The following is a 12916-nucleotide window of genomic DNA, read 5'->3' on the forward strand; positions in this document are numbered from 1 at the left end:
GAGGGGTGTTCGACTCAGCGATGCTGGCCGCGTACCTCGGCCGCGTGGGGATCACCGCCCCGCGCCGCCCGACGCTGCACGCGCTCAGGCGGGTCCACCGCGCCCACGTCGCCGCGATGCCCTACGAGAACCTCGACATCCAGCTGGGCCGACCGATCCGCCTCGACGCGGACGCGCTGTTCGCCAAGTTCGTCGAGGGCGGGCGCGGCGGCTACTGCTACGAGCACAACGGTGTCATGGCGTTCGCCCTGGAGGCCATGGGCTTCGACGTCCGCCGCGTCCTCGGCGGGGTCGCCCGCGAGACCGAGGGCGACAAGAACTGGTGGAACCACATGCCGCTGGTGGTGCGCTTCGAGGGCGGGCGCGGCGACGCCGCCGAGTACCTGGCCGACGCCGGCATCGGCACCGGCTTCCGCGACCCGCTGCCGGTCCGCGACGGCAGCTACCGGGTCGGCGCGTTCAACTTCGGGGTGTGGAGCCTCGGGGGCGAGGAGTGGCGCTGCTCGATCGACCCGCGCGTGTCGAACCTGACGTTCGACTTCCGGCTCCCGGCCCGGCGGCCAGAGGATTTCGCCGACCGCTGCCGCGAGCTGTCGACCTCGCCGGAGTCGCCGTTCGTCAAGACCCTCACGGTGCAGAACCCGCGCGAGGACGACATGTGGGTCCTGCGCGCCCGCACCCTCACCGTCTACGACCCGAAGCTCCCCGACTTCAAGTCGGTCCGGGTGGTCGAGGACGAGGCCGCGTTCGCGTCCCTCCTGCGGGGACGGTTCAACCTGACGCTCGCCGACGACGACGTCGCGGCGCTGTGGGCCAAGGCCGTCGCCCAGCACGAACTCAAGCTCGCGGAGGAGCGTTCGGAGGAGCGCAAGGCCGGGGCGGTCTAACGCGGCGGGAGACGCGGTTCTTAGGGCGCGGTTCGGAAGGCACGGTTCGGAAAGCACGGTCGGGAAGGCACGGTTCGGAAAGCACGGTTCGGAGGTGCCGTGGTGGCACCGGCTCCGTGCCGGCCGGACGGATCGGCTCGCCGAGTCGACAGTTCCGATCGCGTCCGCCGGAGGTGCCGCCGGGCGTCCCGGGTCAGCCTTCGGCGCGCTGCCTGGCGGCCTCGTAGAGGGCCACCGAGCCCGCGTTCGCGGCGTTCAGCGACGACGCGGCCTTGGGCGACATGGGGATGCGGGCCACGGCGTCGGCGAGGTCCGTCCACGCCTTCGACATGCCCTCGGTCTCGTTGCCGATCACCAGGAGCACCGCGCCGCGCAGGTCCTGCCCGGACAGCGGCGCCTCGCCGCGCTCGTCGGTGCCCACGATGGACGGCCGGTGGCCCTGGCGCCCGGCCCACTCCGCGACCTCGTGCGCCGAGGCCGCGTTGATGACCGGCAGCGCGAACAGGCTCCCGGTGGAGGCCCGCACCGCCTTCGGGTCGAACGGGTCGGCCGCATTGCGGCCGGTCACCACCACCGCGTCGGCGCCGAACGCGTCGGCCGAGCGGATGAGCGAGCCTAGATTCCCCGGGCTCGTCGGCCGGTCCACGACCAGCCCGAGCCAGCCCGGCCGCGACTCCAACTGCGACAGCCGCCGCGTCGGGATCGCCACCTGCGCCAGGAGTTCGGGCGCCTCGCCGTCCTTGTCCCCCAGCTCCGCCATGAGCTCCGAGGCGACGGCGGCCCGCTCGGTGTGCGGGGCGTCGAGGAGCCCGCGGGCCCAGTCGGACAGGCGCGGGCGGTCGGCGTCGTACAGCAGCTCCTGCACGGTCCAGCCGTGCTCGACGGCCATCGTGATCGGCCGGACCCCCTGGACCAGGAACGACCCCAGCCGGTGTCGCTTGGTCCGGTTGCGCAGCATGGTCTCCCACTGCTGGAACTTCGCGTTCCGGACGCTGACTCGCAAGCTTCTCGCCATGTTCTCCGCGCTTCGATCGGGTGGAAGCGCGAACCTAGCACGGGACCGGGGCGCCGCCCCGGTCCCGCGGTCGCTTTGGGAGGTGATTCCCAGTGCGCGGCCTCCCGGTCCGGCACGCGGGCCGGCGGCCGGGAGGCGGCGCGGGTCAGCCGGTGTTGCGCAGGCCCGCCGCGATGCCGTTGACGGTGATGAGCAGCGCCCGCTTGAGCTGCGGGTCCACGTCGCCGTCGGCCCCGCCCTCGGAGCGGTACCGCTTGAGCAGCGACACCTGGAGGTGGTGCAGCGGCGCGAGGTACCGGTCGCGGACCTCCAGGGTCCGCGACAGCTGCGGGTTCGCGGCCAGCAGCTCCTCGCCGCCGGTGAGCGCCAGGACCTCGGCCACGGTCTTGGCGTGCTCGACCTTGATCGTGTCGAAGATCGACTGGAGGTGCGAGGGCACCAGCGTCGAGACGTACTGGGCCGCGATCGACAGGTCGGTCTTCGCGAGCGTCATCTCCACGTTCGAGACGAAGTTGCGGAAGAAGTGCCACTTCTCGTACATCTCGGCGATGTCCCCGCCCAGGCCCGCCTCACGCGCGGCGGCCAGGCCCGAGCCCACGCCGTACCAGCCCGGGACGATCTGGCGCGACTGCGTCCACCCGAACACCCACGGGATCGCGCGCAGGCCCGACAGACCCGCGTCCGTGTTCGGCCGCTTCGACGGCCGCGAGCCGATGTTCAACGCGCCCAGCAGCTCCGTGGGGCTCACGGCCCAGAAGTACTCGGCGAGCCCGGCCTGGCCCGTCAGCGCCCGGTAGGCGTCCTTCGCGGCCTCGGACGTCTGGTCCATGACGTCGAACCAGCGCGCCAGCACCTCGGGCTGGTGCCGCGGCTCGGTGTGCAGCAGCGTCGCCTTGAGCGACGCGGCCACCGTCAGCTCCAGGTTCTCGCGGGCGAGCGCCGGCAGCGTGTACTTGTCGGACAGGACCTCGCCCTGCTCGGTGATCTTGATGGCCCCGTCGAGGGTCCCCGACGGCTGCGCCAGGATCGCCTCGTGGGTGGGGCCGCCGCCGCGGCCGATGGTGCCGCCGCGGCCGTGGAACAGCCGCAGGCGCACGCCGTGCTTGTGCGCGGTGTCGCGGAGCTGGCGCTGCGCGGCCTGGATGTTCCACTGACTGGCGGTGATCCCTGCGTCCTTGTTGGAGTCGGAGTAGCCGAGCATCACTTCCTGGACGTTCCCGCGCGCGGCCACGATCGCCCGGTACGCGGGCAGGCGCAGCAGCTCGTCGAGGAGCGCGTCGGCGTTCGCCAGCTCCTCGACCTCTTCGAGGAGCGGCACGAATCCGATGTCGGCCCGCCCGCGCGCGACGTCGATGAGCCCGGCGTCGCGGGCGAGGACCACGGGGGCGAGGACGTCGCCGGCGTCGTGGGTCATCGAGATGATGTACGACTCGACGATCGCCTTCCCGAACTGCTCCTGGGCGTCGCGGATGGCGTGGAAGACGTCGAAGGTCTTGCGGTTGGCCTCGGTCAGCTCGACGTTCGCGGGCGCGAGCGGGCGCTGCCCGGAGAGCTCGCTCGCGAGGATCTCGCCGCGCTCGACGGGCGTGAGGTCGCCGTACGCCTTGTCGAGTTCGCCGGTGGCGTCGTACAGCTCGGCGAGGACGGCGTGGTGCGCCTCGGAGTGCTCGCGCACGTCCATGGTCGCGAGCTGGAGCCCGAACGCGGCGACGGTGCGCAGCACGCGGTCGAGCACGCCCTTGGCGGGGAGCTGGCCGCGCTGGCGGGCGAGGGAGTCGCGCATGACCTGGAGGTCGGCGATGAGCTCGCGGCCGTCGGCGTAGTCGAGGCCGGCCCGGTGGGGCAGGCCCTCGGCGTGGCGGGTGCGGGTGTTCGCGAGCTTCGCCTCGATCGCGCGGGCCTTGAGCCGGTACGGCTCCTCGGCGTGGATGCGCTTGTAGCGGGCGGGGATCGCGGTGCCGAGTCGGTCGAGGTCGGCGTTCACCGAGTCGAGGAGCTCCTGCGAGGCGGGCCGGACCGCCTGCGACACGGACAGCTCGTTGATGAGCCCGGCGACGGCGCCCTCGGCGGCCGCGATGCCGTGCTCGTGCTGCATGAGCAGGACCTGCTTGGTGACCTCGGGGGTGACGAACGGGTTGCCGTCGCGGTCGCCGCCGATCCAGGTGCCGAAGCGCAGCGGCGCGTGGCCGGGCCGGGGCGAGCCGCCGAGGTCGGTGAGGGTCGCGTTGAGGTCGGTGAGGACGCGCGCGGCGGCGTCGCGGTAGAGGTCGGTGAGGTAGTAGATCGCGTTCCGGGCCTCGTCGGTGGGCTCGGGCTTCTCGACGCGCAGCTCGTCGGTCTGCCACAGCAGGTCGATGATCTCGGCGAGGCGCGAGTTGACGGCGTCGACGTCGGCGGAGCCGAGGACGGCCCGCTCGGCGGCCTCGGCGTCGAGGAGGTCGGCGATGTTCCGCAGCTTGATGAGGATGGACCGGCGCGCGGCCTCGGTGGGGTGCGCGGTGAACACGGGCCGCACCTCCAGGCGCTCGGCGGCGGCCGCGATCTGGTCGGCGGGGACGTCCTCCAGGGTGATCTCGGCGCGGGCCTGGGAGAGCCAGCCGCCGTTCTCGGCGCGGGAGCGGCGCATGTCGCGGGCGCGGTGGACCTGCTCGGTGATGTTCGCGAGGTGGAAGTAGGTGGCGAACGCGCGGGCGAGGTCGACCTCCTCGGTGACGTCGAGCTTCGCGAGCCGCGAGGCGACGGCCTCCGGCTGGTGGCGGACCAGGCCGCGCACCTCCTCGACGAGCTCGAGCAGCTGCGGGCCCTCCTGGCGCACGAGCGCCTGGCCGAGCAGGTTGCCCAGGCGCCTGATGTCGCGCCGGAGCTGCTTGTCGTCGGTGCCGCCGGAGGAGTCGTAGTAGTCCATGGAGGTCTCCACTGCTGGTCTGGGCAAACCCGTGAGGGGCCGCTCGCGCCGACGTCCTTGTCCGCGGTGAACTGCTGTGCACTGTCGAAGTCGAACCGGCTCGGCGCGCGCTCGCGGAGCCGGTGGAAATGCTAGGTCAGCGTAACTTACCGGTAATGGGCGCGCCACTTTCTCAGTCCGCCATGCGGGACGATGCGGTGCGTTCTCCGCCGCAGGCGGCGGGCGGGCCGCGTCCCCCGGTCGCGTAGCCGAACGTGTGCAGCGTCGGCCCCGTGGCATACCCTGGTTCGACCGAGACCGATGACGCCCCGACCGAGCCGCTGCGAAGGGACCCCGACCGCCGATGTCTGACTGGGTACTGCCCGATGAGATCCTCGCCGAGGCGCCGAGCCACACCCCGCTCCCGCACGAACTCGCCGACCTGGAACTGCTGCTGTACGGCGCCTACGCGCCGCTGCGCGGGTTCATGGGCGAGGTCGAGGCGAGGGCGGTGACCACGACCGGGATGCTGCCGGACGGGACGGCCTGGCCGGTGCCGGTGACCCTGGACGTCCCGATCGCGATCGCGCGGCTGCTGGACAACCCCGACCCGAAGCGCCGTGTGCTTCGCATCACCGACCCCGAGGGGGCGCCGGTCGCGGCCGTGGAGTGCCACAGCCTCGACGCGCTCGGCCCGGACATGGTCCGCGTCGGCGGACCGGTGCGGCGGATAGCGGACGCCGCGCACGGGGTCTTCACGGGCCTGCGGGCCACGCCCGAGCAGGCGCGCACCACGTACACGAAGCCGCGCGTGCTCGCGCTCGTCGCCGACCGGCCGCTGCACCGGCCCCAGCTCGCGCAGCTCGCGCGCGCCGCCCACAACCTCGCCGCGCACGTCCTCGTCATGATCCCCACCGGGGACGAGACGAACGGCGGCCGCGAGCTGCGGCTGCCCACCGCGGCCCTGGTCCGGTCGGTGCTCGCGGCGAAGGACCGCCTGCCGACCGCCACGGTCCTCACCGTCCCGCTGTCCAAGCGCGGCGACCGCCTCCGCGACGGCCTGCTCATCGCGAAGGTCGCGGCCGCGTACGGCGCGACCCACCTCATGACCGGCCCGGACGGGCTCGGCGGCGGCGACGGCATCCGGTCGATGGTCCCGCGCGAGCTGGCCTACGACACCCGCGACGGCCAGTGGCGCGCGATCGAGGACATCGAGCCGCCGTTCCGGCGCACCGCGCTCAGCGAGGCCGAGATCGCCGACATGCTCGACCGCGGCTTCGGGCTGCCCGAGTGGCACACCCCGCCGAGCGTCGCCGCGGAGCTGCGCAAGGCCCGCCCGCCGCGGCGCCAGCGCGGCCTGGTGCTGTTCTTCACGGGGCTGTCGGGCTCGGGCAAGTCCACGATCTCGCGCGGCGTCCACGAGGCGCTGCTGGAGGACGGGACCCGGACGGTGTCGCTGTTCGACGGCGACGTGGTCCGCCGGCTCCTGTCGAGCGGGCTCGGGTTCACGCGCGCCGACCGGTCGGTGAACATCCGCCGCATCGGTTTCGTCGCGGCCGAGGTCGCGCGGCACGGCGGCATCGGCATGGCCGCCCCGATCGCGCCCTACGAGGTGGACCGGGCCGAGGCGAGGCGCATGGCCGAGGCCGCGGGCGCCGACTTCGTGCTCGTGCACGTCTCCACGCCGCTGGAGGTCTGCGAGGCGCGGGACCGCAAGGGCCTGTACGCGAAGGCGCGCTCGGGCCAGATCCCGGAGTTCACGGGGATCTCGGACCCGTACGAGACGCCGCCGAACGCGGAGCTGGAGATCGACACGAGCGAGATCACCGTGGGCGAGGGCGTCGAGCAGGTGCTCGAATACCTCTCCGAGGGCGGCTGGCTGGAACCGATCGGGCTGCGGATCGCGTAGGGCGGGAAGCGGACCGATCGGGTTGGGTCCGCGGGGCCCGGATGCGGCAGCAGATACGGCAGTGAACGGCGAACGGGCCCGGGCGGATCGCCCGGGCCCCGTTCCGTTCACGGCGCGGTGGTCTTGGCGGTCTACAGCAGGGTGGACCAGTAGTCCCAGAAGCCGGTGCCGACGATGCCGATGACGGCGACGTACAACAGGCTCAGGCCGATCCAGTGGAAGCGGAGCACGTCGTCGACGGCGTCGCGCCAGTCCTCGCCGACGGGGAGCGCGCCGGTGCGGAGGTTGCGGATCGTGGTGAACCAGAAGATCGGCAGGACCACGGTCCACACGGCCATGCACCACGGGCACAGCACGCCGATCTTGTAGACCGACTGGAAGATCAGCCACGACACGAACGCGAGCCCGCCGAGCGTCCCGAGGTTGAACACGAGCGCGATCCAGCGCGGCAGCTCGGTCTTCGCGAGCCACAGCACGCCCATGAAGATCACCAGCGGGAACGCCGCGAGCCCGATCATCGGGTTCGGGAACCCGAACACCGACGCCTGCCAGGTGCTCATGACGGTGCCGCACGAGAGCACCGGGTTGAAGTCGCAGGAGATGACGTGGTCGGGGTCCATGAGCGAGGCGATCCGCTCGTAGGTGAGGTCGAACGCGGCCGCGAGGCCGACGAGCCCCCCGACGAGCAGGACCAGCCCGGTGACGGTGCGCCCCCGGGCCTCTCTTCCCGTCTCGCCGAACGCCTCGTCCATGTGCGCCCCCTGGGTCTGGTTCACGGTTGCCGTCGATGTGATCACCAAAGGGTAACGAGCGCGCCGTGACCGGAGTTGCGCCGGAGACGGGCGAATGTGGCGATCAGGACGTTCGGGAACCGGGCCGGGCGCGCGGGCGTCGAAGCGATCGGCACCTCGCGGCGTCCGAAGGCGGCAACAGCGGCAGGCGGCAGTAGCGTCTGACGGCATGGTCTTCTGAGGCGCGGCCTGGAGGCACGGTCTGAAGGCACGGTCTGGCGGCGCCGCCCGACGGCGGCTTCTGCCGGCGCTGTCGGAAGGCGGCTACCGAGGCGTCTCCCGCTCGCGGCGACGCCCCGAGCATCGGCACGGCACTGCGAGCGGCGCAGCGCAGCGCACGGGGCAGTGTCCGGCACTAAGCGGTGGTCCGCCGGTCCCCGCACGAGGCTGTGCCCCGCATGAGCCGGGTCAGTCGGTAGAAGGTCGGCCGGTCAGACGCGCAGCGAGCGGCCTCCGTCGACCACGAGGGTCTGGCCGGTCACGTAGGAGGCCGAAGGGGCGCAGAAGAACACGGCGGCGGCGGCGACCTCCTCGGGGGTGCCCGGGCGGCCCATCGGTCCGTCGAGGCCCTGCTGGAGTTCGGGGACTGTGGAGGACCCGGTCCGGACCAGGCCGGGGGCGATCGCGTTGACGGTGACGCCGTCGGCGACGACCTCGGTCGCCAGCGCCTTCGTCAACCCGGTCACGCCGGCCTTCGCGGCGGCGTAGGCGGCTTCGGCGGGGACGGCGTTGACCACGCCCGCGGTGGCGGCGACGTTCACGATGCGGCCCCAGCCGCGCTCGGCCATCGGCTGCACGAACGCGCGCGAGACCAGGAACGCGGTGTCGAGGTTCCGCGACAGCTCCGACCGCCAGTCCTCGTAGGAGAGCTGCGCGACTGGCTTGACCACGGCCGGATCGGTCTTCGAGGTCAGGCCCGCGTTGTTCACCAGGATGTCGACCTCGCCGACCGCGTCGACCACGGCGTCGGCCAGGCCGCCCACCTCGGCCTCGTCGGTCAGGTCCGCCACGAAGCCGACCGCGTCGATCTCCCCGGCCCGCTCGTGGATGCGCTTGGTCGTCGACACGATCGCCACGGTCGCGCCCGCCAGCCGCAGCCGCGTCGCGATCGCCATCCCGATCCCGTCGGGCGCGCCCGCACCGGTCACCAGCGCGATCTTCCCGGCGAGCGAGTCGAGCTGCTGGAGCCTCCCGAGCTCGGTCAAGGGGCCCTGACCGGCGGAGGGAAGGTCGATCACCTCGGCGAGGCCGTCTTCGAACGCTTCGAGGCTCGGACGCGGTTCATTCATGCGGGCAGTCTCTCACGGTGCCCCGACCAAACGCACCACCGCCGGGCCGAACGGCGCGAAACCGCACCATCAGGGCGATCAACCGCCCCGGACGGCTTCTCCCGCAACGAACCACAGGGCGGGGGCCGACGTCGGCAGGCGTGCGCGGTGGGGCTCGCAAGGCGTGGGCGGGGTCAGGTGCAGAAGTCGCGTTCTCGATCGCCAGCGGAACCGGTGGGCATGGGTCGGCATCGGAAGGAGTATGCGGGCGCGACCCGAGTTCGGAAGTCGCGCTCGGATGCCGATTGGGTCGACGCGGAGGGCGCCCGACATCCGTGCGAGCGCGGGGCTGGGGTCCTCGCGGTCTCGGGCCCGGCCGGGCCGCGGAGATCCGTGCGAGCGCGGGGGCTGGGGTCCTCGCGGTCTCGGGCCCGGCCGGGCCACGGAAATCCGTGCGAGCGCGCGGGCTGGATCGTGAGAGGTCGGTGCGCGGCTCTGAACGATGAGATCCGTGCGGGCGCGCGGGGGCTGCCCGCGGTTGTTCCGGTCGTGGGACCATCGGGGGATGGACCCGACATCCGGCCCTGACCTCGGGCCGGTCCTGACGGCGCTGGCCCGCACTGCGGTCGCGAGCTCGTTCGGCCCGCGGCCGCCCCGGGCCCGCGAACTCCTCGCCGACGCGCCGCCCGCACTCGGCGAGCGCGCCGCGACCTTCGTGACTTTGGAGCGCGACGGGACCCTCCGCGGCTGCATTGGCACCCTCACGGCCCTGCGGCCCTTGGGCTTCGACGTGGTCCGCAACGCCCGTCTGGCCGCCCGCGACCCGCGCCTGCCGCCCGTCGCCGCCGACGAGGTCCCCGGCCTCACCGTCAAGGTCGCCGTGCTCACCCCGTCCGAGCCGGTCCCGGTCCGCGACTTCGCGGCGCTCATCGACGGCCTGCGGCCCGGCGAGGACGGGCTCACGCTCAAGGACGCCGACCACCGCGCCACGTTCCTGCCCTCGGTCTGGGCGACCGCGCCCGACCCGCAGCGGTTCGTCGCCGCCCTGCTCCGCAAGGGCGGCTGGCCCCGCCGCTACTGGACGAGCGGCGACCCCCGCTCGGCCCCCTGGCCCGAGGGCCTGGAGGCCGAGCGGTACGGCACGGTCGACTACGTCGGGATGCCCTGATCGGAAGACCTGGCGGCCCCTTTCCGCAACGGCGCCGCCGCGCTGGTGCCGTTCGGCGAGTCGGGGCCGCCAGAGCGATTCGGCGGACCGGCTCGGCATTCGGCAGGTCAACGCCACCCGGGCATTCAACAGTTCAGCCCGCCGGGCAATCGGCAGTAGGGCTCCGCAAAGGCACGTCGCTGACCCGTGTCGCAGGTCCGCCGGATCACCGTTGCTCCGAACCTTGCGGCCTCGGCGGGCGCTTGCGAAACCGTCCTACGGCAGCGCGACCAGCGTCCCCTCTGCGGTCTTGACCGCCGAGCCGGACACCGAGACCGAGACCGGAACACCCGCCTCGACCACGACCTCGCTGTACAGCGAGGACGGGCGGCCGATCTCGGCGCCCTGCGCGATCTCGTAGGCGTGCACGCCGTCGCCGGAGATGAGGCCCGCGTCGACCAGGTGCACGCCGAGCGCCACGGCGGCCGAGCCGGTCGCCGGGTCCTCCCCCACACCCAGGTGGAACAGGCGCGCGTGCACCGCGGAGGTCTCGGGGTCGAAGCTGAAGACGTACACCTTCTCCAGGTGGCCGGGCACGTCGACCGCGGCGGCCACGTCGGCGTCGGCGACCCGCACGAAGTTGTGGTCGAGCCCGGCGCTCGCGTTCTTGGGGGTGCCGAGGATCTTCCCGGCGTCGAGGCCGACCGCGGCCGCGGCGGTCGCCCGGTCGAGTTCGGGGCCGACCGCGATGGCGGTGGACGTGAGCTTCGCCGCGTTCCCGTCGACGGCGACGGTCATGAGGCCCGCGCCGCATTCCTGGACCACCCGCCCCTCGGTGGCGGTGACACGGCCGGAGGCGACTGCGGCGACCGCGGCGCCGATCGTGGGATGGCCCGCGAACGGCAGTTCCTCCGCAGGGGTGAAGATGCGTGCGAGGTAATCGGCCCCCGATTCGCTTGCGGGGAGCACGAACACGGTCTCGGAGAAGCCGAACTCCTTGGCGATCGCCTGCATCTGGTCGGTGGCGAGGTCGGCGCCGTCGTAGACGACGGCGAGCTGGTTGCCCGCGTAGGGGCGGTCGGAGAAGACGTCGTAGATCTCGAACGGAAGCGTCATGCCGCACTTATAGCTCGCCTGGCTGAGCGAGCGGTGGGTAAGGCGACGCTCACATTGGCGTCTGCGGGCGTCTGGCTACGATTGGGGCATGTCTGACAACGCCGCCGTCGTCGAGGCCGTACACGAAGCGCTCTCGCACGTCAACGACCCCGAGATCCGCCGTCCGATCACCGAGCTGGGGATGGTCGACACCGTCGCGGTCGAGGGCGGGCGCCTGTCCCTGACGATCCTGCTCACCGTCGCGGGCTGCCCGATGCGCGACACCCTCCAGCGGGACGTCGCCGCCGCCGTCGACGGGGTCGAGGGCGTCGACGAGCTCGAACTCGAGTTCGGCGTCATGAGCGAGCAGCAGCGCGCCGACCTCCAGGTGAAGCTGCGCGGCCCCAACGCCGGCGCCGAGCCCGTGATCCCGTTCAACCTCCCCGAGTCCCGCACCCGCGTGTTCGCCATCGCCTCCGGCAAGGGCGGCGTCGGCAAGTCGTCGATGACGGTGAACCTCGCGGCCGCGCTCGCGCAGAAGGGCCTGTCGGTGGGCATCGCCGACGCGGACATCTACGGGCACTCGATCCCGCGGATGCTCGGCGTCGAGGGCGCGCCCACGCAGGTCGAGGACATGATCATGCCTCCGCAGGCGCACGGCATGAAGGTCATCTCGATCGGCATGTTCACGCCCGGGAACACCGCCGTGGTGTGGCGCGGGCCGATGCTGCACCGCGCGCTCCAGCAGTTCCTCGCCGACGTGTACTGGGGCGACCTGGACGTGCTCCTGCTCGACCTGCCGCCCGGGACCGGCGACATCGCGATCTCGGTGGCGCAGCTCCTGCCGACCGCCGAGCTGGTCGTGGTGACCACCCCGCAGCAGGCGGCGGCCGAGGTCGCCGAGCGCGCCGGGGCGATCGTGACCCAGACCCACCAGAAGCTCGCGGGCGTGGTCGAGAACATGTCGTGGATGGAGCTGCCCGACGGCTCCCACATCGAGCCGTTCGGCTCCGGCGGCGGCAAGACCGTCGCCGAGGCGCTGACGCGCGACGTCGGCGCCGACGTGCCGCTGCTCGGCCAGATCCCGCTCGACCCGAAGCTCCGCGAGGGCGGCGACTCGGGCGTGCCGCTGGTGATCTCCGACCCCGACTGCGAGGCGTCGCGGGCGATCCGCTCGATCGCCGACCAGCTCGCGGTGCGCAAGGTCTCGCTGGCGGGCAAGCGCCTGGGCCTGAGCCCGGTCTAGGCGCCTGCTGGAAGGCGTCCGCAGGACGCGGGCCCGGCGCTGGTGCGGCCGGGCAGGTCCTCGGCGCCGCGCGGTCGCGGGGTTCGCGGGCGCCTGAGCGCCGACGGTGTCGGCCAGGGGCGTTCCATGCGGTCGCGCCTTCGGACCTCGACGGCGCCCGCATTCGCCCGCGCGCCGACGGCGTCGGACGGGCTCTAGCACGAACGGAACGGCGGCACCGGTCCTCGCGGATCGGTGCCGCCGTCTTTTATCTCCCGGTTTCCTCGAAAGGAATCTGCCCTGAGACGGCCCGGTCTCAGGAGACTCTGCGGACGGTCACGGCCGTCCCGTACGCGCACACCTCGGTGCCCATGTCGCGGGCGTCCGACACGTCGAAGCGCATCATGACGACCCCGTTGGCGCCCAACGACTTCGCCTGGTCGACCATGCGGGTCAGGGCCTCCTCGCGGGAGGCCGCGAGGGCCTTGGTGAGGCCCTTGAGCTCGCCGCCGAGGATCGACTTGAAGCCCGACCCGATGTCGGAGAACATGTTCCGCGAACGCACCGTGAGCCCGAAGACCTCGCCGTGGGTGTCCACGACCTCGTACCCGGCCACGCGCTCGGTGGTGGTGACGACGAAACCCGAGGCGGTGGGATTCGCACCGCCGAACTCTCCGACATAGTGCATGCGTTCA

10 protein-coding genes are annotated in these 12916 nt (G+C 72.6%); 4 read left to right on the plus strand and 6 right to left on the minus strand.

Annotation, left to right across the window (positions count from 1 at the left end):
• The first annotated feature begins 5 nt into the window (after positions 1-5).
• Complete coding sequence (locus BLS99_RS19775; protein ID WP_245712329.1) at positions 6-887, plus strand: arylamine N-acetyltransferase family protein; 882 nt, start codon at positions 6-8, stop codon at positions 885-887.
• A 193-nt stretch (positions 888-1080) separates the two neighbouring features.
• Here BLS99_RS19775 and BLS99_RS19780 read toward each other — a convergent pair whose 3' ends face one another.
• Positions 1081-1902, minus strand: coding sequence for a TrmH family RNA methyltransferase (locus BLS99_RS19780; protein WP_091053425.1), 822 nt, complete (start codon positions 1900-1902; stop codon positions 1081-1083).
• A gap of 145 nt (positions 1903-2047) precedes the next feature.
• Positions 2048-4807 (minus strand): phosphoenolpyruvate carboxylase, encoded by a 2760-nt coding sequence (gene ppc, locus BLS99_RS19785; RefSeq protein WP_091053426.1) that lies wholly within the window; start codon positions 4805-4807, stop codon positions 2048-2050.
• Between the two features lie 343 nt (positions 4808-5150).
• On the opposite strand from ppc, the gene cysC reads away from it, so the two are divergent.
• Entirely contained in the window at positions 5151-6695 is a 1545-nt protein-coding gene (cysC, locus tag BLS99_RS19790) for an adenylyl-sulfate kinase (RefSeq protein WP_091053427.1), read from the plus strand.
• Positions 6696-6826: 131 nt separating this feature from the next.
• Here the strand turns inward: cysC and BLS99_RS19795 are convergent, their stop codons facing one another.
• Positions 6827-7471, minus strand: coding sequence for a vitamin K epoxide reductase family protein (locus BLS99_RS19795; RefSeq protein ID WP_245712330.1), 645 nt, complete (start codon positions 7469-7471; stop codon positions 6827-6829).
• A 446-nt stretch (positions 7472-7917) separates the two neighbouring features.
• On the minus strand, positions 7918-8601 hold the full coding sequence (locus tag BLS99_RS19800; protein WP_425432628.1) for an SDR family NAD(P)-dependent oxidoreductase: 684 nt from the start codon (positions 8599-8601) through the stop codon (positions 7918-7920).
• Positions 8602-9319: 718 nt separating this feature from the next.
• Between BLS99_RS19800 and amrA the strand changes: the two genes are divergently transcribed.
• Complete coding sequence (gene amrA / locus BLS99_RS19805) at positions 9320-9922, plus strand: AmmeMemoRadiSam system protein A (protein WP_091053429.1); 603 nt, start codon at positions 9320-9322, stop codon at positions 9920-9922.
• 255 nt (positions 9923-10177) lie between these two features.
• Here amrA and BLS99_RS19810 read toward each other — a convergent pair whose 3' ends face one another.
• On the minus strand, positions 10178-11017 hold the full coding sequence (locus BLS99_RS19810; RefSeq protein ID WP_091053430.1) for a PhzF family phenazine biosynthesis protein: 840 nt from the start codon (positions 11015-11017) through the stop codon (positions 10178-10180).
• An 88-nt stretch (positions 11018-11105) separates the two neighbouring features.
• Here BLS99_RS19810 and BLS99_RS19815 point away from each other — a divergent pair, with 88 nt between their 5' ends.
• The gene (locus BLS99_RS19815) at positions 11106-12242 is read left to right on the plus strand and encodes an Mrp/NBP35 family ATP-binding protein (protein WP_091053431.1); all 1137 of its coding nucleotides are present in this window, start codon (positions 11106-11108) and stop codon (positions 12240-12242) included.
• 295 nt (positions 12243-12537) lie between these two features.
• Here the strand turns inward: BLS99_RS19815 and BLS99_RS19820 are convergent, their stop codons facing one another.
• Positions 12538-12909: a YbjQ family protein gene (locus BLS99_RS19820; protein ID WP_091053432.1), complete on the minus strand. Its 372-nt coding sequence runs from the start codon at positions 12907-12909 to the stop codon at positions 12538-12540.
• Positions 12910-12916: the final 7 nt, after the last annotated feature.

Origin of the sequence: Glycomyces sambucus (assembly GCF_900102815.1) — a bacterium.
GTDB classification, from domain to species: Bacteria; Actinomycetota; Actinomycetes; order Mycobacteriales; family Micromonosporaceae; genus Glycomyces; species Glycomyces sambucus.